Origin of the sequence: Mesorhizobium sp. M0136 (assembly GCF_040322515.1) — a bacterium.
GTDB lineage: Bacteria > Pseudomonadota > Alphaproteobacteria > Rhizobiales > Rhizobiaceae > Mesorhizobium.
The window spans coordinates 46,830-66,055 of record NZ_JAMYTP010000009.1; the positions used below are offsets into that span (position 1 = coordinate 46,830).

The 19,226-nt window shown below is 61.8% G+C and carries 18 protein-coding genes; 9 read left to right on the forward strand and 9 right to left on the reverse strand.

The window, feature by feature from the left end:
• Positions 1 to 3 precede the first annotated feature (3 nt).
• Genes NKJ35_RS12975 through NKJ35_RS12990 form a run of 4 tightly spaced genes read left to right on the forward strand, consistent with a single transcriptional unit; the run spans position 4 to position 3,726 of the window.
• Complete coding sequence (locus NKJ35_RS12975) at positions 4 to 1,101, forward strand: ABC transporter ATP-binding protein (protein WP_352647480.1); 1,098 nt, start codon at positions 4 to 6, stop codon at positions 1,099 to 1,101.
• A 3-nt stretch (positions 1,102 to 1,104) separates the two neighbouring features.
• The gene (locus NKJ35_RS12980; RefSeq protein WP_352647482.1) at positions 1,105 to 1,878 is read left to right on the forward strand and encodes an SDR family NAD(P)-dependent oxidoreductase; all 774 of its coding nucleotides are present in this window, start codon (positions 1,105 to 1,107) and stop codon (positions 1,876 to 1,878) included.
• A 37-nt stretch (positions 1,879 to 1,915) separates the two neighbouring features.
• On the forward strand, positions 1,916 to 2,917 hold the full coding sequence (locus tag NKJ35_RS12985) for a sugar phosphate isomerase/epimerase family protein (RefSeq protein WP_352647484.1): 1,002 nt from the start codon (positions 1,916 to 1,918) through the stop codon (positions 2,915 to 2,917).
• Positions 2,914 to 3,726 (forward strand): SDR family NAD(P)-dependent oxidoreductase, encoded by an 813-nt coding sequence (locus tag NKJ35_RS12990; protein WP_352506266.1) that lies wholly within the window; start codon positions 2,914 to 2,916, stop codon positions 3,724 to 3,726. Before NKJ35_RS12985 ends, NKJ35_RS12990 begins: the two co-directional genes overlap by 4 nt.
• Before the next feature lie 139 nt (positions 3,727 to 3,865).
• On the opposite strand, the gene NKJ35_RS12995 is transcribed toward NKJ35_RS12990, so the two are convergent.
• On the reverse strand, positions 3,866 to 4,306 hold the full coding sequence (locus NKJ35_RS12995; RefSeq protein ID WP_352647485.1) for a DUF2267 domain-containing protein: 441 nt from the start codon (positions 4,304 to 4,306) through the stop codon (positions 3,866 to 3,868).
• Between the two features lie 201 nt (positions 4,307 to 4,507).
• A complete protein-coding gene (locus tag NKJ35_RS13000) occupies positions 4,508 to 4,711 on the reverse strand; it encodes a hypothetical protein (protein WP_352647487.1) in 204 nt (67 codons plus the stop codon).
• 331 nt (positions 4,712 to 5,042) lie between these two features.
• Between NKJ35_RS13000 and NKJ35_RS13005 the strand changes: the two genes are divergently transcribed.
• Together NKJ35_RS13005 and NKJ35_RS13010 are read left to right on the forward strand one after the other, a co-directional pair.
• Positions 5,043 to 5,414, forward strand: a complete 372-nt coding sequence (locus tag NKJ35_RS13005) for a VOC family protein (protein ID WP_352647488.1) — start codon at positions 5,043 to 5,045, stop codon at positions 5,412 to 5,414.
• Between the two features lie 846 nt (positions 5,415 to 6,260).
• Complete coding sequence (locus NKJ35_RS13010; RefSeq protein WP_352647490.1) at positions 6,261 to 6,725, forward strand: hypothetical protein; 465 nt, start codon at positions 6,261 to 6,263, stop codon at positions 6,723 to 6,725.
• A gap of 39 nt (positions 6,726 to 6,764) precedes the next feature.
• Here NKJ35_RS13010 and NKJ35_RS13015 read toward each other — a convergent pair whose 3' ends face one another.
• The 3 genes from NKJ35_RS13015 to NKJ35_RS13025 form a co-directional block, all read right to left on the reverse strand.
• A complete protein-coding gene (locus NKJ35_RS13015; RefSeq protein ID WP_352647492.1) occupies positions 6,765 to 7,439 on the reverse strand; it encodes a response regulator in 675 nt (224 codons plus the stop codon).
• A complete protein-coding gene (locus NKJ35_RS13020) occupies positions 7,436 to 8,938 on the reverse strand; it encodes a sensor histidine kinase (RefSeq protein ID WP_352647494.1) in 1,503 nt (500 codons plus the stop codon). The genes NKJ35_RS13015 and NKJ35_RS13020 overlap by 4 nt, the downstream gene beginning before the upstream one ends.
• Positions 8,939 to 9,026: 88 nt before the next feature.
• Complete coding sequence (locus NKJ35_RS13025) at positions 9,027 to 10,544, reverse strand: S10 family peptidase (RefSeq protein WP_352647495.1); 1,518 nt, start codon at positions 10,542 to 10,544, stop codon at positions 9,027 to 9,029.
• 274 nt (positions 10,545 to 10,818) lie between these two features.
• Between NKJ35_RS13025 and NKJ35_RS13030 the strand changes: the two genes are divergently transcribed.
• On the forward strand, positions 10,819 to 11,322 hold the full coding sequence (locus NKJ35_RS13030) for a hypothetical protein (protein WP_352647497.1): 504 nt from the start codon (positions 10,819 to 10,821) through the stop codon (positions 11,320 to 11,322).
• A 62-nt stretch (positions 11,323 to 11,384) separates the two neighbouring features.
• Here NKJ35_RS13030 and NKJ35_RS13035 read toward each other — a convergent pair whose 3' ends face one another.
• Both NKJ35_RS13035 and oiaX read right to left on the reverse strand, forming a co-directional pair.
• Positions 11,385 to 12,776, reverse strand: a complete 1,392-nt coding sequence (locus tag NKJ35_RS13035; protein ID WP_352647499.1) for a four-carbon acid sugar kinase family protein — start codon at positions 12,774 to 12,776, stop codon at positions 11,385 to 11,387.
• A 4-nt stretch (positions 12,777 to 12,780) separates the two neighbouring features.
• Positions 12,781 to 14,043, reverse strand: a complete 1,263-nt coding sequence (gene oiaX, locus NKJ35_RS13040; RefSeq protein ID WP_352647501.1) for a 3-oxo-isoapionate-4-phosphate decarboxylase OiaX — start codon at positions 14,041 to 14,043, stop codon at positions 12,781 to 12,783.
• A 174-nt stretch (positions 14,044 to 14,217) separates the two neighbouring features.
• Here oiaX and NKJ35_RS13045 point away from each other — a divergent pair, with 174 nt between their 5' ends.
• Positions 14,218 to 14,931, forward strand: coding sequence for a transcriptional regulator NanR (locus NKJ35_RS13045; protein WP_023720267.1), 714 nt, complete (start codon positions 14,218 to 14,220; stop codon positions 14,929 to 14,931).
• 310 nt (positions 14,932 to 15,241) lie between these two features.
• On the forward strand, positions 15,242 to 16,210 hold the full coding sequence (locus NKJ35_RS13050) for a GlxA family transcriptional regulator (protein WP_352647503.1): 969 nt from the start codon (positions 15,242 to 15,244) through the stop codon (positions 16,208 to 16,210).
• Between the two features lie 77 nt (positions 16,211 to 16,287).
• On the opposite strand, the gene apnL is transcribed toward NKJ35_RS13050, so the two are convergent.
• Both apnL and NKJ35_RS13060 read right to left on the reverse strand, forming a co-directional pair.
• Positions 16,288 to 18,195: a D-apionate lactonase gene (gene apnL, locus NKJ35_RS13055; protein ID WP_352647505.1), complete on the reverse strand. Its 1,908-nt coding sequence runs from the start codon at positions 18,193 to 18,195 to the stop codon at positions 16,288 to 16,290.
• A complete protein-coding gene (locus NKJ35_RS13060; RefSeq protein WP_352647507.1) occupies positions 18,192 to 19,226 on the reverse strand; it encodes a Gfo/Idh/MocA family protein in 1,035 nt (344 codons plus the stop codon). The genes apnL and NKJ35_RS13060 overlap by 4 nt, the downstream gene beginning before the upstream one ends.

Here is a 19,226-nt window from a genome sequence, read left to right on the forward strand (position 1 = left end):
CCCATGTCCGCGTTGATGATCCGCAACCTTCACAAGAGCTACGGCTCGCTCGAGATTCTTGCCGGCATCAATCTCGAGGCTAAGACCGGAGAATTCGTCGCCCTTGTCGGCCCGTCGGGTTGCGGCAAGTCAACCTTGCTCGCCATGATCGCCGGCCTCGAAACCGTCACGTCGGGCGAGATATGGATCGGCGACCGGCTGGTGAACTCCGTGCAACCCAAGGACCGCGACATTGCGATGGTGTTCCAGTCATACGCCCTCTATCCCACCATGACGGTGCGCCAGAACATCACCTTCGGCATGGAAAGCCGCGGCGTGCCAAAAGCGGCGCAGGCGGAAGCTGTCCAACGGGTTGCCGCGCTCCTGCAGATCGAACAGCTGCTTAAACGCAAGCCCGGCCAGCTCTCGGGCGGCCAGCGGCAGCGCGTCGCGATGGGGCGCGCCCTCGTACGCGACCCGAAGCTGTTTCTGTTCGACGAGCCCCTGTCCAACCTGGACGCCAAGCTGCGCGTCGATATGCGTACCGAAATCAAGAAGCTTCACCATCGCGTCGGCAAGACCACGGTGTACGTCACCCATGATCAGGTCGAGGCGATGACGCTTGCATCCCGCATTGCGGTGATGAACCAGGGCTCGGTCCAGCAGTTCGACACGCCGAAGCGGATCTACGACCGGCCGACCAACATGTTCGTTGCCGGTTTCATGGGATCGCCGGCGATGAATTTCATCCCCGCCCGGCTTACCGGCTCGACCAGCATCTTGGTACGCGCCGCTGACGGCAGCGACGCCAGCCTTGCTCTTGCCGCGCCGATGCCCGCCGGTGCGCCAAAGGACGTCGTGCTCGGTATCCGGCCGGAACATATCTACCGTTTCACGACCGACCTGAAGTCGCGCAAACCTGCTGTGGCGTCCATGCAGGCGCCGGTCGAACTGGTCGAGCCGACCGGGGCCGAGACGCTTGCCGTGCTCAGGCTGGGTGACCTGGAGATCACCGGCCGTTTCGAGCCGGACGACGCTCCCGTCATGGGCGAGACGATAACGCTGGGCATCGATATGTCGCGCGCCTGTCTGTTCGATCCAACAACCAAGGCGCTTCTGTAATCGATGTCCGTACAATTCGCGACTTATCCGAGCTTGACCGATCGGGTCGTGCTGATCTCCGGCGGCGCCTCCGGCATCGGCGCCGATATGGTCCGTGCCTTCGCCTCGAATGGCGCCCGGGTAGCCTTTCTCGATGTGCAAGATGAGCCAGCGGAGGCGTTGGTGCGCGAGCTCGCTGGTGCCGCCGGGCAGGCTCCCTTATATCTCCATTGCGATGTGACCGACGTCGATGCGCTAAAGGCGTCGGTCGAAGGCGTGCGCGCGCGGCTTGGTCCGGTTGCCGTCCTGGTGAATAACGCCGCCAATGATCAACGCCATCCCATCGACGCGGTAACGGCCGACTATTGGGACCGCAGCTTCGACGTCAATCTGAGGCATCACTTCTTCGCCGCGCAGGCTGTGCATCCGCATATGAAGGAACTCGGCTTCGGCTCGATCATAAACTTCTCTTCCATCGCCTGGCGTTTCGGAGCGGACCAGATGGTGGCCTATGCCACCGCCAAGGGGGCTGTGGTGGCGCTGACGCGTGCGTTGGCGCGCTCGTTCGGACCGGATAACATCCGCGTCAATGCGGTCGAACCCGGCGCCGTCATGACCGAGCGGCAGCGCGAGCTGTGGTTCAAGACGCAGGAGGCAGTCGACCAGACGGTGCAGCGGCAATTGATCCGCCGCGTCCTGCTGGGCGAGGAGATTGCACGCACAGTGCTCTTCCTGGCAGCCGACGACAGCCGCATGATCACCAAACAGTCCATTACCGTCGATGCCGGTCTGCGCTAGTGACGCTTCTCTGCTCTCCATTGGAACGGCCAAGCTGATGCTTCGTCTCGGCCTCAACCCCTACGGACTGACCTATCATCTCGGACTGCAGGGCCGCGGCACGCCGCGGCACAATCCGGACGGCGTGGGGCTGGAAGGCTTCATTACGCTGGCGCAGGAACTAGGCGCACGCACGCTCGAGATCTACGAACCCTGGTTGACCGACTTGACTGACGCCGAAATCGTCGCCCTGCGCAGGCGTCTTGCCGCGCTGGGCATCGTCCCGGTGGTGAGCGGCGGACTTCTAGTGGCAGGTCCGCTGGACAACGCCTTTCGGGCTGCGCGCCTGCTCGAGGCAATGACGATCCGTATCGCACTGACGCCTGTCCTGTGCGGCGACCGCAATGCGTGGGGACCGAAATGGAGTGAGTTCAACGCAACGATTCGCGCTGCCTTGACGGAATGGGGACCGCGTGCGGCGGCCGAGGGCTGGATGCTCGGCATCGAGAACCATCAGGACTTCGGCAGCGACGAACTGGTTGCGTTCTGCGAACTCGGCGGGCCGGGTGTCGGCATCACCTACGACACCGGCAACACCTTTCCTGTCGGCGAGGCGCCGCTTGCCTTCACGCGCCGGATCGCGCCCCATGTCCGCCATGTTCACCTCAAGGATTATCGCATTCAGTTCACGGATGAGGGCTACCGTCTGGTCCGCTGCGCGATCGGCGACGGCGCCGTGCCATTCGCCGAACTGGCAGCCATCCTTGGCGAGCACCACGACACGCTGACGGCGGTGCTTGAGCCAGGCGCGCTGGAGGCCCGTCACGTTCGCTGGCTCACCGACGACTGGTGGAACGGATATGCGCCGAAGACCGCCCGCGAGTTCGCCGCGTGCCTGAGTGCTGCGCGCGTGAACCGCCTTGCGGACGACGCCGACTACCGCACGCCATGGGAACGGGACGATGACGGCGCGCTCGTTTCGTACGAGCTCGACATGATCCGGCGCAGCGCCGCCAACATGAAGAAGTTCGATTTCATTGCAATGGAGAAATCAGCATGACTGCTCGAGAACTCAGCGGCCTGACTGCCTTCGTCACCGGCTCGGGACGCGGCCTCGGCCGCGTGATGGCCGACCGCTTGGCCGGACTTGGCGCAAACGTCGCGGTTCACGACCTCGATTGGACCCGGCCATCTCAATATGGCGAATTCGCGGATCTCGGCGACTCTGCCCGGGGCTTGGAGAAGCATGGGACGCGGGTGACCGCGGTCACCGGCAATATAGGCGACAAACAAGCTGTCGCCGAGATGAAGAGGAAGATCGAGGCCGATCTCGGCGACGTGCACATTCTGGTCAACTGCGCCGGCGGCGACATCGGCGCCAAGGGCGTAAAGCCCAATCCCAACAACGCACTCGATATCGACTACGAAGACATCAAGGTTCTGACCGAGAACAACCTCATAGGCACGATGCTGGTCTGCCAGGCCTTTGTTCCGCCCATGGTCAAGCGCGGCTCGGGCTCGGTGATCAACATCGCCTCGGCGGCAGCGCATATCGGATGCTCGCCCGAGGTGGTCTACTCGACGCTCAAGGCGGCTGTCGTCCATTATACGCGCTGCCTCGCCAAGGAATTGATCGACGATGGCGTGCGCGTCAATGCGGTGAGCCCTGGCGCCACCAAAACGGCACGCTTCCAGGCGAGCCGCGTGGTCGATCCGCAGCGTATGGACTCAAGCAAGAAATCGCTGAACCGGTATGCGGAGCCTGAAGAGATCGCCGAAGCGGTGGCCTTCCTCGCCGGTCCGCGCGCGCGCTTTATCAACGGGCAGGTAATCCGCGTCGATGGCGGTTTCACGATCTTTCCAGGTTAGGCCGCGACAGCCCACATCGGCTGCCCAGCTAAGCCTTGCCATCGAGCGCGGCACATAGCGTCACCGGGGTCGACCAGACCCACCCGCGCTTACGTTCGAAGCTTCGGTCCGTCGCGCGTCCGCATGAGCAGGATCGCCGCTATTTGACGCCCACGCTTTCAGGCCAGAGGACCTGGATTTCCTTTGGCAGCGCATCCCGCACCTTTGCCGACTGGCCAAGGTCGATATGCCGTGCAAGCACACGCAGCACCGAGCGTGCCGCATTCTCGGGATCGACAGCACGGGTCGATTTCAATTCATCGGCGATGTGTTGCAGGAACTCCTCGAGCGAGCGTGTCTTGTCGGGCATGTCGGCGGGCCGATAGCGATCATAGTAGGCGCCCCGCACGAGCAGCGGCAGTTCCGCTCCCAATTTGGCCGCCAGTCCGATCTGCAGCCTGTCCCGAAGGGTTCGCAGAACGGCGCCCAATGTATGCCAGGCGACGTGTCGATCCGGACCGAGATCCACCATGATCTCGTCGAGCCAGATGTTTGTTATTTGCAGCGTTTTGTCAAAAACGTCCAAGCCGGTTGCGCTCATCGTCGCCTCCTCGAAAGGTTCTGCGGGCGAAACGGCGACCGGAGATTATTGTTTCGTGGTCCTGTGGAAATCGCCTCGCAAAGCGGCGGAAACCGGTTTCGGTCGGAGAGGCCTGTCGGCGTCAGGTCTGCTCGACACTCTGCATCTGCCGGATTTCGGCGATCTGTCGGAAGTGGCCGTTTTCCACCACGTTGAGTACAGTCACCGCGGCCGGATTGCCGCCTTTTCATTCCACCGTACGGGCTCGCGATAGGCGATTCCCTTGAAACGGATATTGCGCACCGCCGCTGGAACGTCGCACCGGCTCGGATGTCCCTTGGATACAGTACTGACGTCTTTGATCGCGCCAAGGAGAAGGCAGGCCGAATCGTAGGCGTTCACGGCATAATTGCGCTTCGGCTTCACCGAGGATCTCGCCAGCTTCGGCGAGCGTCGCTTCCAAGCAACCCCTTCGCGCGTCAACCACGCCCGTTCAACCTTCCCACAGTTGTATTCGGCACCCTGCCTTTTCGGTCATTGAAGTCGTTCTTGCTGAACCGAAAGGTGGTTGTCCTCCGCCTAACTGAGCTTGCGCTCATCGGTTCCGAACGCCGTCCACAATGAGACCGGTCCTCACGTTGCCCGACCTGGATATCTCTTGACTGATTGAGCGGCCCGCGCCGACAATGTTGGGAAGCTGGTGGGATGTCGCCCACGGTGTTCGGCACCACTTGGCGAAAGCTGCGAAAGGGTTGTCATGGATTGGAAGCTGGAACTGGTCCCGGTCCCCGTATCGGACGTCGACAATGCCATCGCCTTTTATGTTGGGAAGGTCGGCTTTCACCTCGATCATGATCACACGGTAAGCGACGAGATACGTTTCGTGCAATTGACGCCGCCCGGTTCGGCCTGTTCGATTGCCATGGGCAAAGGCATCGTCGACAGCACCCCGGGATCCATACGGGGTCTGCAGCTGGTTGTGCCCGACATCGATGAGGCGCACCGGCATCTGGCCGCCCAAGGCATCGAGGTCAGCGATATCAAGGATTTTCCCTGGGGCAGATTTGTCTTCTTTGAGGATCCTGACGGCAACACATGGTCTGTCCAGCAGCTCCCTCCTCGCAACTGAAGCGGCGCGCTGCGGCAGGACGATGCTCGACCCAGACGCGATGACCAAAAGAAAAGGCCGGACTGTTGAGCCCGGCCAAGCGTGAAGGTCTGTAACCTCCAGAGGGGAACGCGCCGGACGCAATGGGAGGAGACATCCGACGCAATCCGCATATGGGTCTCTACTGGTGACGTTTCAATGACATGCAGTGGACCAATGTCGCTTCGCCATAGAGCCAGGAAGGTAAAGCATTCGAAGGGACCGGTGGATCGCGCCGCCTGGTGGACACAAAGGTCGCCGAATGCAGGCGGCTCCTTGCATAGGGACTTCAGTCTGTAGGCCTGTCGACCAAGGGCCTGCACAGCCGAACTTTGGTCCGAGGCTGCTATCGCAAAAGCCCGAAACGCGAGAGTTTCAGGAACCGAGTTCAGAAGAGCCCCGTTGCGATGCCGACTGTTACAGGAGGCCGCTATGGATTCGAGCGTTCACCAGGCGCGTTGGCTGCTTTTTCCGTTATTTGGCCTGTGTTTCGGGATCGCAGCCATTGGATTTATTGTTGGCTGACGGTGAGAACTCGGCACCCCCGCCGAGAGACGCAACGAAGCGAAGGCAAAAGACTTGCGCAGTAAATAGTCCCTTCCTGCGCCAGCGAGACCCACCAGTTACCCTCGTGGGACTGGTGGGTCTTGACCTTACCGATACAAACCATTGTTTTAAGCATCGCACGACTTCGAACAGGAGGCAGCACGACAGGTCCGTATGATTAAGGGGATTTCCGCCATGCGACTGGCAAGTTCATTGATGACGACCCGGAGACGAAGGACCGGATCTTCGCGAGGACGTCATGTCGGCATTTCTGTAGTCGTTTTGACCTTCGTTCTCGTCGTGAGCCCCTATCGCGTCGTGTTCGACGGACTATCGCAGCCGCTCGGCCCGCTGGGTGCCTGGGCCAAAGACGGCGGGAACGGCAACGGCAATGGCGGGAACGGAAATGGGAATGGGGGCGGCAATTCCGGCAATCCGGGTGGAAACTCCGGCAATTCGAACTCGAACGCCGGTGCCGGCAAGGGCAAAGCAAAGTCGCAGGACGACAATCTCCCTGATCCCGCCGCTGCGGTAACCCCGGGCAGCAGGCCAAAACTCTTTATCAATGCAACCACGGGAGACCGGATCGAGGTGAGTGGGCCGAGCATTGGCGTGGTGCATTCGAACGGCCTCAGCGAGCGCGTTGATAGCGGCCAATATGAAATGCGCGATGCCAAGGGCCGTACCATCATTCGGCGCCTGGCGACGCGTTCCGATCGGGACAGGTTGCTTGAAATGATCAACTGACGGCCAGATCACACAGCCGCCCCGTGCGGCTGTTTCGGCTCAAGCATGATCGCGAACAGGCGAATGCCGGCGCTCAGTCGCATCGCGTAAAGTCATTGCGGCTTCGGTCCTGTTGCTGACGTTGAGCTTGGCCAGGATTCGCGTCATGTGGTGCTTTATCGTTTTCTCATGCAGGTTCAGCCGAAGCCCGATCCGTTTGTTGCTCAGTCCCGCGGCAACCAGAGTCAGGATCTCCCTTTCGCGGCTGGTGAGTTCGGCAAGTCCGTCAACTTTCGCTGGCTCTTTTGATTGAGCCGACAGATCGGCCAGCAGGCGCGCCGACAATTGTGGACAGACATATCGTTCGCCCGAGGCTACCGTGCGCAGGATCGCAGCCAACGTCCTCGACCCGACCCCTTTCAGAACATAGCCTCTCGCCCCGCTCTGCAACGCGGCCATCACATGCTGGTTTTCTTCCGAAACGGTCAGCATCACGATTTTCAGTGCCGAATGCCGTTCCAGGGCCGGTTCGATCACGGCAAGACCGCCCCCAGGCACCGAGATGTCCATCAGCAGAATGTCGGGCCGCCGGTCTTCAACTATCCGCAAGGCATCATCCCTGCTGCTTCCTTCGCCGACGATCTCGAACCCGCCGATCTGATCGAGCGTGCGCACAACGCCTTCCCTGAACAGCGGGTGGTCGTCAACGATGGCGAGCTTGATGGCTGCTGTCATGTCTGCCCCATTTCAACGATGTTGAGAGCCATTTTCACGATCGTGCCACTTTGTGAGGACGTCACGGTAAACTGGCCCCCGAGGCTTTCCACCCGCTCGCGCAGCCCAACGAGCCCCAGCCCCTCGGGACGCACGATTTGTGGATCAAAGCCGGGGCCGGTGTCGGACACTTCGATACAAACGCGTTCGCCGTCGAAATGTTTCTCGACCGACTGACCTTCACCTCCGGCATGACGGAATCCATTGTTCAGCGTCTCCTGGACGAAGCGGAAGATACAGATCCTGGCCGCCGGCGACAGCGGTGTATGGCCGCCGGTCATCGATAATCTTACTTTGACGCCGGTTCGTTCTTCGTGCGCCTGTACGGCAATCTGGAGAATTTCACCCAGTTCGGCATGCTCTATATGCGGCAGGACAAGGCCCTTGCTGATGCTCCTGATCTCGCGCATGGCATCGTCCAAATGTGCTTTGATGGCCCGCAATTCCTGCGCACGCTTCGATTGCGACGTAGCAGGATCGGCAATGACCGGGCTATCGATCCCCAGCGCCGCGAGAGCAACCAGTTGCGCGGGGCCATCGTGCAAGTCCGCGCCGATGCGCCTGAGATAGCGTTCGTTGAGTGCGGTGGCACGCTGCGAAGCGCGCTGCACCCGCAGCCTCAACAGTCTGTTTTGAGCAAGCAGATCGGAAAGCTCGGCAATGCGCTGCTTCAACGAGCGGCTCTGTGAGCTGATCGTGCGGCTGCCACGGAACACGATTGCCGACAGCCCGAGAAAGAAGGCCGCTGTGACGGCGGCAACGTCCAGCCAGGTTCTAATGAGTGCCTGATGCAGGTTTCTTTCAAAATCAGTGGCGACCTCGTAAAATTCCGAAACGGCCACCACTTCCCCCGACCATGGCTGCAGCACCGGATTGTAAATCTCGAGGAGATGCAAGCCGCTGGCTCTTTCGGCCTCGCTGTCTGGATCGTCCAGCTTGTCGAACTCCGAAACCATTTGGCCGGCGAATGCCGCCCGGAGATTGTCGCTGGGTTCAAAGCGCTTCCCGATCAATGTCTTGTCGGTCGAATACAGGATGGTTCCGTCGCGACGCCAGAGCTTGAAGGATTCGAGCCTTGTGCCGAGTGCCCCTTGTCCCAGCGTTTCATCGAGCGCATGGGCTACGCTCTCGTCGAGGACTTCGCTCTTGCGCATATCCGGAAGCAGCGGCGCGATAACGCTGTCCACGTACAGAGCCGTAGCGGAGGCCGAATTCTGCGTGACCACGGTTTCTATATGGTTCGTGACTGAAATCCCCACCACCACCATGGCCGACAGGGAGAATAGACCGCCCGCGAGCAGGAACTGCGTGGCCAGCGACAGCGCGTTCCAGCGGTCGACGAGGCTTGTCAGCCTGTGTGGCCTGGTATTCCGAACGGCCCGCTCGGCAGCACGCCGCGCCAGTGGCGCGATTCTGGAGAGCCGGCTAATCCGCTGTCGAACGTCGCTAAAAGACGCCATCCTAGGTGTGTAACCGATCAATCGCGATGGAACTAGGGCCTGATGAGAGGGCGAACAGCGCATCCGACGCTTTTTTGCGCAAATCGTCTCATTGCGTCGTTCGGTAAAGCTCGGACGCAGCCTGCTTCAGCGCCGCCCGCCCGTCCGGCCTCAGATACATCATGTGCCCGCCTTCCAGCACCTCGCTGCGAATGGGCTTTGCACCGGCAAGCGAAGGAATTTGACCAAGCAGGTAGCGCGAGCCCAAGTACGGCGTCACCAGGTCGCTATAGCCGTTGACGATCAGCACGCCGAGGCTGGGGTTCAGCGTGCGCGCCTGCTGAAGGTCGTCCATGACACCCGCATAGCCCTGACGCGTCGGGCTCGTTCCATAATCCCAATTGCCGCTGACTTCGCGGTTGAGAAGCCGATAGCTGATATCCGTACGGAAGTTCAATTCATCACGCACATAGCCGACGAAAGCGGAGGTAAGCGCCGGCACGCTTCGGTCGAGCACCGGATCGGGACCCTCGACTCCCAGGCTCTCCGGCGCCACGTCCGCCGTTGCGATGTTGCCGTCATAAGCGCTGAGAACATTGCCCTTTGCCCGTGCAAACTCCTTGGCGAACAGCCCTATGGGAATGCGTGCAAAGTGCCGCTGGACGAGATCGAGCGGCAGACCGGTGATTGCGGCGACACGCTGGCTCGCCAGGCGTCCACCCTGCTCCAGCCCACCGGCTAGCGCGGCCAGATATTCGCCGAGCGCATAGCGTTCGACTTCCGCCAGCTGCGCCTGCAGGGCCGGGCCGGAAACGCCTTCGCTGTGTAGGCGAACTGCCGCCAGCGACGGCAGTTCCAGCGCCCAGTGGAGCGGCTGGAACTCGTCCGGACGCACCAGCGTGAATTCGAGCGCCGGCGAAATCAGCACGACGCCGCTCGGGCTGATGCCGATGTCTTCCTGAAGCTTCCTGGCGAGCAATGCTGCTCGAAAGCCGCCATAGCTTTCACCAGCCAGGAAGACAGGCGATGCCGTACGGCTGGTCTGCGCCAGATAGAGCCGGATAAACGCGCCTATCGACGCGGCGTCCTGGCTGACGCCCCAGAAGCTGTGTGCTTCCGTGCCGGGCGCTTCACGGCTGTAACCGGTTCCGACAGGGTCCACAAAGACCAGGTCGGTCATGTCGAGCCAAGTGTCGGGGTTGTCGAACAGCCTCTGCGGCGGCGGCAGGAAACTTCCATCGGCCGCTGTCGCCAGAACCCGCGGACCGAGCGCGCCCAAATGAAGATAGGCGGAAGCTGCTCCCGGACCGCCATTGAAAACGAAGGTGATCGGGCGACGCGGATCCGGTCCCGTTTCTTTCCCGGCGTGCAGAGCATAGGCGACATAGAAAATCTCGGCGGTGATATCGCCTTTGCCGGACGGTAATGACAGCGTGCCGGCCCTGGCCTCGTAATCGAGCGTCCGTCCGGCAATGACGATCGAATGATCGGAAGTCTGCGGCGGTGGCAGGAGCGAGAGAACCCCGCCTGTGGGCGGCGGCCGCTGGGCCGTCTCCGCATGACCGACCCCAGTTCCGGCAACCAGCAGCAGAAGAGCGAGGGCGATTTCTTGCAGCTTGATAGGCATGACGTCTCCGGAGCAATTGGCTGGAAACTAGCACACCGTCGGCCGAACCAAAGTCACAGCACCGTGCGCCAGTACATCTGACAAGAAGGGGTCGGGAATCCGATGCCCAGGCGGAAGATAGGGCGCGAGGGTCACGGCGGCAGCCTCAACCTCTTGCAGCAGATGCGTGCGGCGGAATGACGTGCCAAACGACTTCGTGAATTTTCTACCGGTTGACTCGATTGGCCCACTTCCTAGGTTGGCATTCGGGGCTCCCGTGCAATCCGAAGTTGGTATGATATCTTTCCACACCCGAAAGCTTGCCCTTCTCCTTCTATCGGCAGGCGCCGCCATCCTGTCTTCCTGCGTCATGCCCGACGATACCTCGAGCACCGCGAGGGAAGACGCCACGGCGGCGGCAGCCCGCAAGGAGATGGTTGGCCTTAGCGAGGCGGACGTTCGAATGTGCGCCGGCTTTCCGACCGCCACTGCCGATGTTGGCAAATCGGGCCAGATCTGGACCTATCAGCGGGTCGTTCAACGCGGCAATCTCAACATTGTGGTTCCGACCGTGGCCATTGGCCCGGTCCCTGCGCTCGGAGGTTCCGTCAACGTCGCTCCCGGCGGCTATTGCAACACGCAAATTCGAATGGTTGACGGTCGCGTTGCCGAGGTGGCTTACGCCGGCGACAACAACCTGCCGAACAACCGCGATGCGCTCTGTGTCAGCACGGTCGACGCCTGTGTCGCCTATGCCCGTCAGTATCGTCCAAGCAGGGCAATGGGCCGTACCAGATAGCGGAATGAGTGGCATTGCCGCCGACCTAAAACGTCTGGGGTTTCTGGTTTGCCGGCTAATGACTATCCCTGATCTCGATCGAGCACCACCGATTTGAACTGATGTTCCCCGCTCTCAACCGCCGACCCGACTCCATCGCGAATAATGGAGAAATAGCGGTCGGTTCCGACCTGCCCGCCCTTGAGGGCAATTTCCAGCCCGTCGATCGCCTTTACGCGCGAATGCGCCACACAAAGCGGCGAGCCCGGCGATGCCGGCAGCGGCATTCGCACCGTCAGCGCGTCGACGCCCATTTGGCCAAGTGCATGGCTCGACGTGTCGCCGCCGGCGATGACCACGCGCGGCAGCTTCTCTTGAAGCGTCAGTTCGCGGAGAAGCTCGCCAAGACCGCGGCCGAGCTTATGGCGGGCGCCTTCCCTGAGATCGATTTCAGCACCGCGGTCGGCCGCAGGTCCGAGCGCGGTGTAGAGGATGACGCTCCGCCCGGCCCTTAGGCTGGAGCGGCCGGTTGCGACCGCGCGCGCAATAGCGTCGTTCGAAGCCTCAGAAACCAGTTCGAGCGGGTCGAGTTCGATCCCGTCGAAGCCGTCGGCCAGGGCATGCCGGATCTGTCGTTCCGTCGTCGGCGAGCAGCTCCCCGAGACCACGGCGATCCTGTCGGCAGCGCCCGGCGGCGAAAAGGCGGGTTTGGCATCCACGATTCGGTTCGATGTCCATTCGACCAGCAAGGCATATTCGATGCCCGAAGAGCCGACGACGAAATAACCGCCCGGCTTGTGAGCGCGCCAAATCTCCTTGCCGGCAAGCGCCTGGGTTTCCAGGCTGTCGACATCGACAAGCACGATACCTGTGCCATCCTCCACAAGCCGGTCGAATGCTTTCGACCGCGACGCAGACTGCAGCGTCGCCAGGTCGATCAGGCCCGAGGCGAGGCTGGTCTGGCGCGACAGATGGATCAGCAGGTCGGATTCGTCCATCGGCGTGATCGGATGGCGGCTCATCACGGGATGGCGGTCGACGCGGAAATATTTTTCGCGATAGGCCGCGAACAGATGGCCGAAGGCGGTGTAGCGCTTCAGTTGCGGCGCGCCGACCACCAGCGGCACGCCGTCTTGCCGGAAAACCGAGCGGCCGATCTCGATCGCCCGGCCGATGCTGCCGATCGCCGGGCTGGAATCGAAGGTCGAGCAGACCTTGTAGTGGCAGATCTCGGCGTTGACGGTCTTCAGCCAGGCGAAGGCATCTCGCAGATGCGTGTCCATCCACTGCGGCGTCTCGCTGCGGCTGGTGCCGGCCAGCCCAAGGGCGCGGCAATGCGCAAACTGCGAAAGCAGCGCCTCGTCCGGCTGGCGCATGAACAGCACGGTCGGCACGCCGCCGAGCTCGAGCGCCTCCATAACGTCGGTCGAGCCGGTCAGGTCGTCGCCATAGTAACTCAGAAGCAGGTTTTGCATGGCGTCAGGCCGCCTCGCCGCCGCCGAACTTCTCGATCGACCGCGCCAGCTCGACATGGCTCAAGGCATAATCCGCCAACGGAATGTCCTGGACCGCCGCCTGCCAGGCCTGCTGCACGGCGCGCACGCCGGCGCCCGGCCCGTCCGGGTGGCTGACGATGCCGCCGCCGCACAGATAGAGAAGATCGACCGTCCGGCCGGTTCGCTGGAATGTTTCAGGCGCCTGCCCGCCCCACTGGCCGGAGCCGGCGACCGGCAATGCGCAATCGGCCGGCGAAAAGATCGGCGTGGTCACCGCCTTGAAGGATTCGACGAAGGACCAGTCGGGTTCCCAGTATTTCGAGGCGATGCCGTTGATCTGGAACTGGTCGACGCCGAGCAACCGCCAGAACTGCTGCCAGACCTTGAAATCCATGCCGAGGCCGGGATGGCGGGTGAGAATGTCCCAGCCATTGCGGTGGGCATGGAGCACAAGGCTGGAGCGTTTTCGAAGGTAAGCCATGCCGCCGAAACCGATCGAATTGATGTTGACCACGGCGCAATTGCCGCCGGCCTTTGCCACCAGGTCGTGGTTTCGCATCATCTCGTCGGGATCGGCATGTGAGATGCCGAAGGCATACATGACCTTCTTGCCGGTCTTCTGCTCGTGGTCGAGGATCAGCGGCATGATTGCCCTCACCCGCTCCGACAGCGGTGAATAGGCCGGGCTCATCAGCTTCTCGTCGTCCTTGATGAAATCGACGCCGGCGGCAATCAGCTCTTGCACCATTGCGGCCGTCTCGGGCGGGCGGAGGCCCAGCGCCGGCTTGACGATGGTCCCGATGATCGGACGATCCGCGACACCGGTCAGCCTGCGGCTGCCCGTGACGCCGAATTGCGGGCCCGGATGCGCGCCCCGGTACTCCTCGGGTAGCCTCATGTCGACGACCCGGATACCGGACAGGCCCTTGATCGAAAAGGTGCCGCCGATGGCGATGGTCATCAACGCTGACAAATCGGTGCCGATGGCGTCTAGCGGAAACGCGATGTCGACGTCGGCGCGGTTGACCGGGCCATTGCGCGCTTCGGGACCGGTTTCGGGAAGAGACGGCCGATCCGCATCGGGCAGATGCCGTATCGCCAGGACTCGCGCCGCGACCCTGGCCTTGAGCTCTTCGGTCTCGCCGGCCAGCGCGACGAAGGTTCCGGTCGACTGGTCGCTTGCGATCTTGGCCGCCAGCGCCTCGATATTGCCGGGCGTTTCGATGCGATAGGTGAGAACAATCATATTCGCGCGGCCTGCCGGGGTGGTTCGAAAAAGGTTCCTTGGCCCTTGAAATCTGGTATAATGAGTACATAAGCTTTGCAAGCCCTATCCGGCTGGGACGAGCCGGCAGCAGGCGTTCCGGAATTCGCGCCGAAAATGTTAGATAGGGGCCGGTCAAAGGAGTGATTCGCGACGATGAACCGTTCGGAGCCGATCGTCCGGCGCAAGCTTTCCGACGAAGTATTCTTGAGACTGAAGCGCCTGATCACCAGCGGCGAATTGCTGCCGGGTGACGACATGCCATCGGAGCGCGAATTGATGGAGCGCTTCGAGGTCGGCAGGCCGGCGATCCGCGAGGCAATGCAGGCGTTGAGCAATATGGGCCTCGTCGCGATCTCGCATGGCGAACGGGCGAAAGTGCTGCAGCTGACCGCCAAGTCGATCATCAAACAGGTCGACGGCGCCGCCAAGATCATCCTGTCGTCGTCGAAGGACACGCTGGAGCACCTCAAGAACGCGCGTATCTTCTTCGAGCGCGGCATGGTCAGGGAGGCCGCGGAGAAGGCAACCGCCGAGGACGTGCAGCGGTTGCGCGCAACGGTTGCAGAGCAGCGCAGCCATCGTGGCGACTCGGAAGCCTTCATATCCGCCGACATGAAATTCCACACCCAGATCTCGGCAATATCCGGCAACCCGATCTATGTCGCCGTCAGCGAGGCAATGCTTGGCTGGCTAAAGGAATACCACACCGAAATGCTGATCTGGACCGGCAAGGAAAAGTTCACGCTGACCGAGCACGAAGAGATCATCGGACGCATCGAAGCCAAGGATGCGGATGGCGCCGAGAAGGCGATGATCAAGCACCTCGAACGCTCGCGTGCGCTTTACGTGATGAACTCCGGCAGCTGAAAATCAAGAGCAAGGTCCGGACCGGCGTAGCGGCCGGCACCTTGCTCTCGGCCTACTGACTGACCACAGATCAGCCTGAGCCCGGACCGACGCAGTTTTCTGTTGCCCTCTGAATCCGATGTATTTGCCGCGTGTTTTCATTCAACGATTTCAGCATTTGCATCTTCGCAGCCATGGATTTCCGCGGCCCCGCCTTCATCAGCAAGCCCGCATAGGCCCTCCTGGAGCCCGCGCGCTTGTTCTGGATTGGCAATTCTTGCAAAGACTATGCTAGGCTTGCCATCCACGAGAACTACACTGGAGTACCGCAATGGCTGTCAGGAGCCTCCACGTTGTGATCTGGCTGCCGTCGAATTTCTATTCGGCCGTCGTCTCGACGCTCGTGGAAATGTTTCAGCTTGTGAATGACGTCTGCCGTTCGCAGGTTCTCTCCTGTGAGTTCGTTTCAAGGAGCGCGCCGTCGGCATCAAGCACCGGAATTTCCTTCCCGACAAAAGCTCAACCATCCCGGAAAATGGATGTCCTGATTCTCATTGCCATGCCGGGTGTCGAGATTCCGCAGCTTCTGCGCTCGCTCGACGAGGAGAGTGAACATTCAAAACCGCTGATCGCGCTCGCGCAGCAGCAGGACGCAATCATCGCAGCACATTGCGGCGCGTGTTATCTGCTCGCCAATTCGGGATTATTGGACGGAAAACGCGCGACGATATCCTGGTGGCTGAGAGCCGAGGCAAGCCGCCGGTTTCCGCAAGTGCGATGGGACGCTTCCCGGCTCCTCATTCGCCAGGACCGCCTTTACACATGCGGAGGCGGGTTTTCCGGACTCGAACTCGCCAGGGCTTTGCTGATCGATCTGGGCTTCTCGAAGGAAGAGCGGATCATTCGAAAACTTCTGGTTCTCCCGCCGCCGCGCACGTTCCAGAGTCCCTACGAATTTTCCCTCGATGGAATTTCGAACGGGGCCAGCCCATTCGAGGACAAGTTGCGTGAGCTCTCGAAAGACAAGATGTCGGAAATCGATCTGAAATTTCTGGCAACCGAATTGGGCATGTCTTCGCGAACCCTGTCTCGCAAGTTTTTCGACGAACTCCAGACAACGCCGGGAAAATGGATCCAGGAAAGGCGGCTGGAGTTGGCAAGGTCCATGCTTGAGGAAACGAAACTGAGCGTTTCAGAAATTTGCTATCGGGTGGGTTATCAGGACGTCGCCTCGTTCAGCCGTCTTTTTTCCAAGACAACTGGAATGGCACCGGGTGAGTTTCGAAAGCAAATCCGGTGACAACTCGGCAGCGGAGTGCTGCGGCTACACACAACCGCTACGCAAGTGCGGCTACCCATGAGCCTCGGCAAATGACTTCAGCCGATCCTGACGATTGCGTAGGGTGTCATCACAAGATGGTCTCGGCCCGACGTATCGCGCGGAATCTGGCGTGACAGTCGTCCATCCCAAATCTTGAGAGGACCCTGATCGGAGCCGAGCCCGGAAACGTCGACCGGAACGTCGACCGGGGTAAGGTTCGCCAGCCAGACGATGATCTTGCCTGTCTGGGAACGGCTGGCAAGTGCCAGCACCCGCCTCTCATCGGTCGTTGTCGCCGCCACATGCGCATGGCCGGCCAGATCGCAAAGTCCTTTCACCGCGTGGAAAATCGGCCGGGGTGTACCTTCTTCGACAGGTTCGCCCGACGAGGCCAGCACGCCGAATGGTCCGGTGAAGCTGCAGAGCGTCAGCATTTCGAGTTCGGCCGGCGCAACACGTGCGGCATAGCCGATCGTCCATGCGGCTCCGAACAGCCCGGTATGGCGAGGGTCGCGGTCGGCCATGGCAATGCGCTGACTGTCGGGATTGGCCTTGGTCGCACCGCCATAGGGGTTCTGGCGCATGGCAATGGTCGACGGCCCGATCCGATAGGGTTTTGGCCCGAAGATCGCCCTCACCGAGGCTGTGATGGAAGGCAGCGCCTCCAACGATTGCATGACGCTGAGGTCGTCGGCGGCGTGCACGATCGGGCAGGTGCAATGCGTGACGAAATCGAGCGGGTCGGCCGGCACACGCTTGCGATTGAGTTCGGTGAAATAGCTGAACATGCCGCCGCCGAGGCGGCTGTCGGGAAAGGCGCGCCGCGTCGCGGCATAGACGTCCTCGAGCGGCGGGCAGTGCGGCCACGCGCTGCCCGGTGGCGTCGACTGCCGGTCGGCCGAGGGCGAGACGGCAATGGCCGAAAGCTCGAGCCCGGCCTGCCGCACCCTGTCGGCGACGCCTGAAAGCTCGGCGTCGAGATCGCCGTCGCCGGCAATGACACATTCGAGCGTTGTCCGGACCGGATAGGCGGCGGCGAGCTGGGCGTAAGCCCGCAAGACGTCGAGCTCGTGGCCGCGCGTCGGGTCATAGTGGAACATCAATTGCTGCGGGCCAAGCTCGGACAGCATCGGCAGCTTGCCCAGCGCCGCCTCGACCTCATCCCGATAGATGATCACGCCGATATCCGGCAGCACCGGTCCGGCTTGGCCGAGCGTGATACGAATCGGTTCGGCGCTTGCCGCGACAGCCGGCACTTTCCCGCCACCCTCCATCCGCAAGCTGATGGTCTGGCGGAAGGTCTCGCCGGCAGGCAGCACGTATGGCCATGGTAGCGCGAGCGGCCGGACATAGGTCTTGTACGATGCATCAGACCAGTTGCGCTGGTCCTCCATCTCGAACACATCGCCTTCCATCCGGCATTCGGCGGTGACGCCCGGCCGGACCTCATGGGTGATCGCCCGCAGATCCTTGAAAGGCTGCCAGGGATCGATCAGCTCTGGAAGCCTGGTCGCGACCACGCTGCCATCGGTATGCTCGACCGTGACCGGGCTGCCGGCCAAGCCGGCAATCGGATGCAGGATGCAGAAGCCACAGCGATTGGTTTCGAAATCGCTGTCGGGAAGAGCGCTCACGTCGAAGACCAGCTGGCCATCGGCGGAGCCCTTGATGGTCGCACGAAAGCCGAGCCGGCTGCCGTCCGGTGCTTGGCAACTTGCCGTATAGCTGACGGAAAAAGCCTCGGCATTTTGTTCGATGGCAAGATCGGCCAGTCTCGGCTCGTAGGTGCCCCAGTCGCGATCCCTGACGATGTAGGCGATAGCGCGCAGAACTTCGGTGCCGCCATGCCGAATGGTGCGCAGATTGCCGTTGACGAAGTCCGCCGTCAGCGCGCCGGCTTGCAGCCTGACCGGTTCGCCTTCAACGGCACGTGTGCCGTAGAGGAGGAAGGCGTCGGCTGTCATTTCAGCAAGGCGTCGAGTTGCACCGGCTCCCGGCTTGCGGCGCCGGCGTACGCTGCCTCGACCAGCGCTAATGTCTTGAGGTTGTCCGCGCCCGAGGTCGCGGGCTCGGTTCCGTTGGTCAGGCAATCGACCCAATGTTTCTGAATGGCGACGACGCTTTCCTGGATGTTGTGCCACGGCCGCGATGCCCAGGCCAGCAGCGGCGGCGAGACGTCGCTACCGACCGTCCCGCTCCTGCCGGTGACGGTGAGGCGGTAGCCCTGCGCCAGCCGGATCGTGCCGTCCTTGCCATCGATCTCGATCAGCGTCTCGGGGAACGGCTCTGTCGCGAGCTTGCTGGCGTAGCTACAGTCGACCACGGAAGTGGCGCCGCCCGTGTGGTCCATCAGCATCGTCGCAACGTCCTCGCCGGTTATGCCGGGATTGACGCGCGCCGTTCGCGCGGTGACCGTCAAGACGTCGCCCAGCAGAAAGCGGGCGATGTCGAGGATATGGATGCCGAGATCCTCGATAATGAAGCGCCTTCCGGTCGCCAGATAGGGCTGGCCGGAAAACACGTCATAAGCCGATCGGAACGAGATCCGTCCGAAGAAGGGGGTGCCGATTTCGCCACTGTCGAGCACCGCACGCACCGCCTGGATCGGCGACTGCCAGCGAAAATTTTCATGCACCATCAACGGCACGCCGGCGTCGGCGCAGGCTTTCACCATGGCCTTGGCGTCGGCAAGCGACGGCGCGAACGGCTTTTGGCAGATTACCGGAACGCCATACTGCGCCGCCATCTCCACGAGCGTTCTGTGGCTTGGTGCGGTGGTAGCGATGTCGACGAAATCCAACCTTTCGCCGGCAACCAGCGCAGCCGCGTCGGTATAGCGCCGCGTGATGCCGAACTGGTCGCCGACGACCCTCAACCGGTCCGGATCGCGGTCGCAGATGGCGGCAATCGAAGCGCCCTCTATGTCGCGCCAGGCATGCATCTGGTTGACGGCAAAGAAGCCGCAGCCGATCAGCGCGCCACGCAGCTCCGCCAT

Bases quoted from the DNA above. Each gene is read 5' to 3' on its own strand.
- NKJ35_RS12975 (WP_352647480.1), top strand. From the start codon at position 4: ATGTCCGCGTTGATGATCCGCAACCTTCACAAGAGCTACGGCTCGCTC.
- NKJ35_RS12980 (WP_352647482.1), top strand. From the start codon at position 1,105: ATGTCCGTACAATTCGCGACTTATCCGAGCTTGACCGATCGGGTCGTG.
- NKJ35_RS12985 (WP_352647484.1), top strand. From the start codon at position 1,916: ATGCTTCGTCTCGGCCTCAACCCCTACGGACTGACCTATCATCTCGGA.
- NKJ35_RS12990 (WP_352506266.1), top strand. From the start codon at position 2,914: ATGACTGCTCGAGAACTCAGCGGCCTGACTGCCTTCGTCACCGGCTCG.
- NKJ35_RS12995 (WP_352647485.1), bottom strand. From the start codon at position 4,306: ATGAGCGCAACCGGCTTGGACGTTTTTGACAAAACGCTGCAAATAACA.
- NKJ35_RS13005 (WP_352647488.1), top strand. From the start codon at position 5,043: ATGGATTGGAAGCTGGAACTGGTCCCGGTCCCCGTATCGGACGTCGAC.
- NKJ35_RS13015 (WP_352647492.1), bottom strand. From the start codon at position 7,439: ATGACAGCAGCCATCAAGCTCGCCATCGTTGACGACCACCCGCTGTTC.
- NKJ35_RS13020 (WP_352647494.1), bottom strand. From the start codon at position 8,938: ATGGCGTCTTTTAGCGACGTTCGACAGCGGATTAGCCGGCTCTCCAGA.
- NKJ35_RS13025 (WP_352647495.1), bottom strand. From the start codon at position 10,544: ATGCCTATCAAGCTGCAAGAAATCGCCCTCGCTCTTCTGCTGCTGGTT.
- NKJ35_RS13030 (WP_352647497.1), top strand. From the start codon at position 10,819: ATGATATCTTTCCACACCCGAAAGCTTGCCCTTCTCCTTCTATCGGCA.
- NKJ35_RS13035 (WP_352647499.1), bottom strand. From the start codon at position 12,776: ATGCAAAACCTGCTTCTGAGTTACTATGGCGACGACCTGACCGGCTCG.
- oiaX (WP_352647501.1), bottom strand. From the start codon at position 14,043: ATGATTGTTCTCACCTATCGCATCGAAACGCCCGGCAATATCGAGGCG.
- NKJ35_RS13045 (WP_023720267.1), top strand. From the start codon at position 14,218: ATGAACCGTTCGGAGCCGATCGTCCGGCGCAAGCTTTCCGACGAAGTA.
- NKJ35_RS13050 (WP_352647503.1), top strand. From the start codon at position 15,242: ATGGCTGTCAGGAGCCTCCACGTTGTGATCTGGCTGCCGTCGAATTTC.
- apnL (WP_352647505.1), bottom strand. From the start codon at position 18,195: ATGACAGCCGACGCCTTCCTCCTCTACGGCACACGTGCCGTTGAAGGC.
- NKJ35_RS13060 (WP_352647507.1), bottom strand. From the start codon at position 19,226: ATGGCGGAGCTGCGTGGCGCGCTGATCGGCTGCGGCTTCTTTGCCGTC.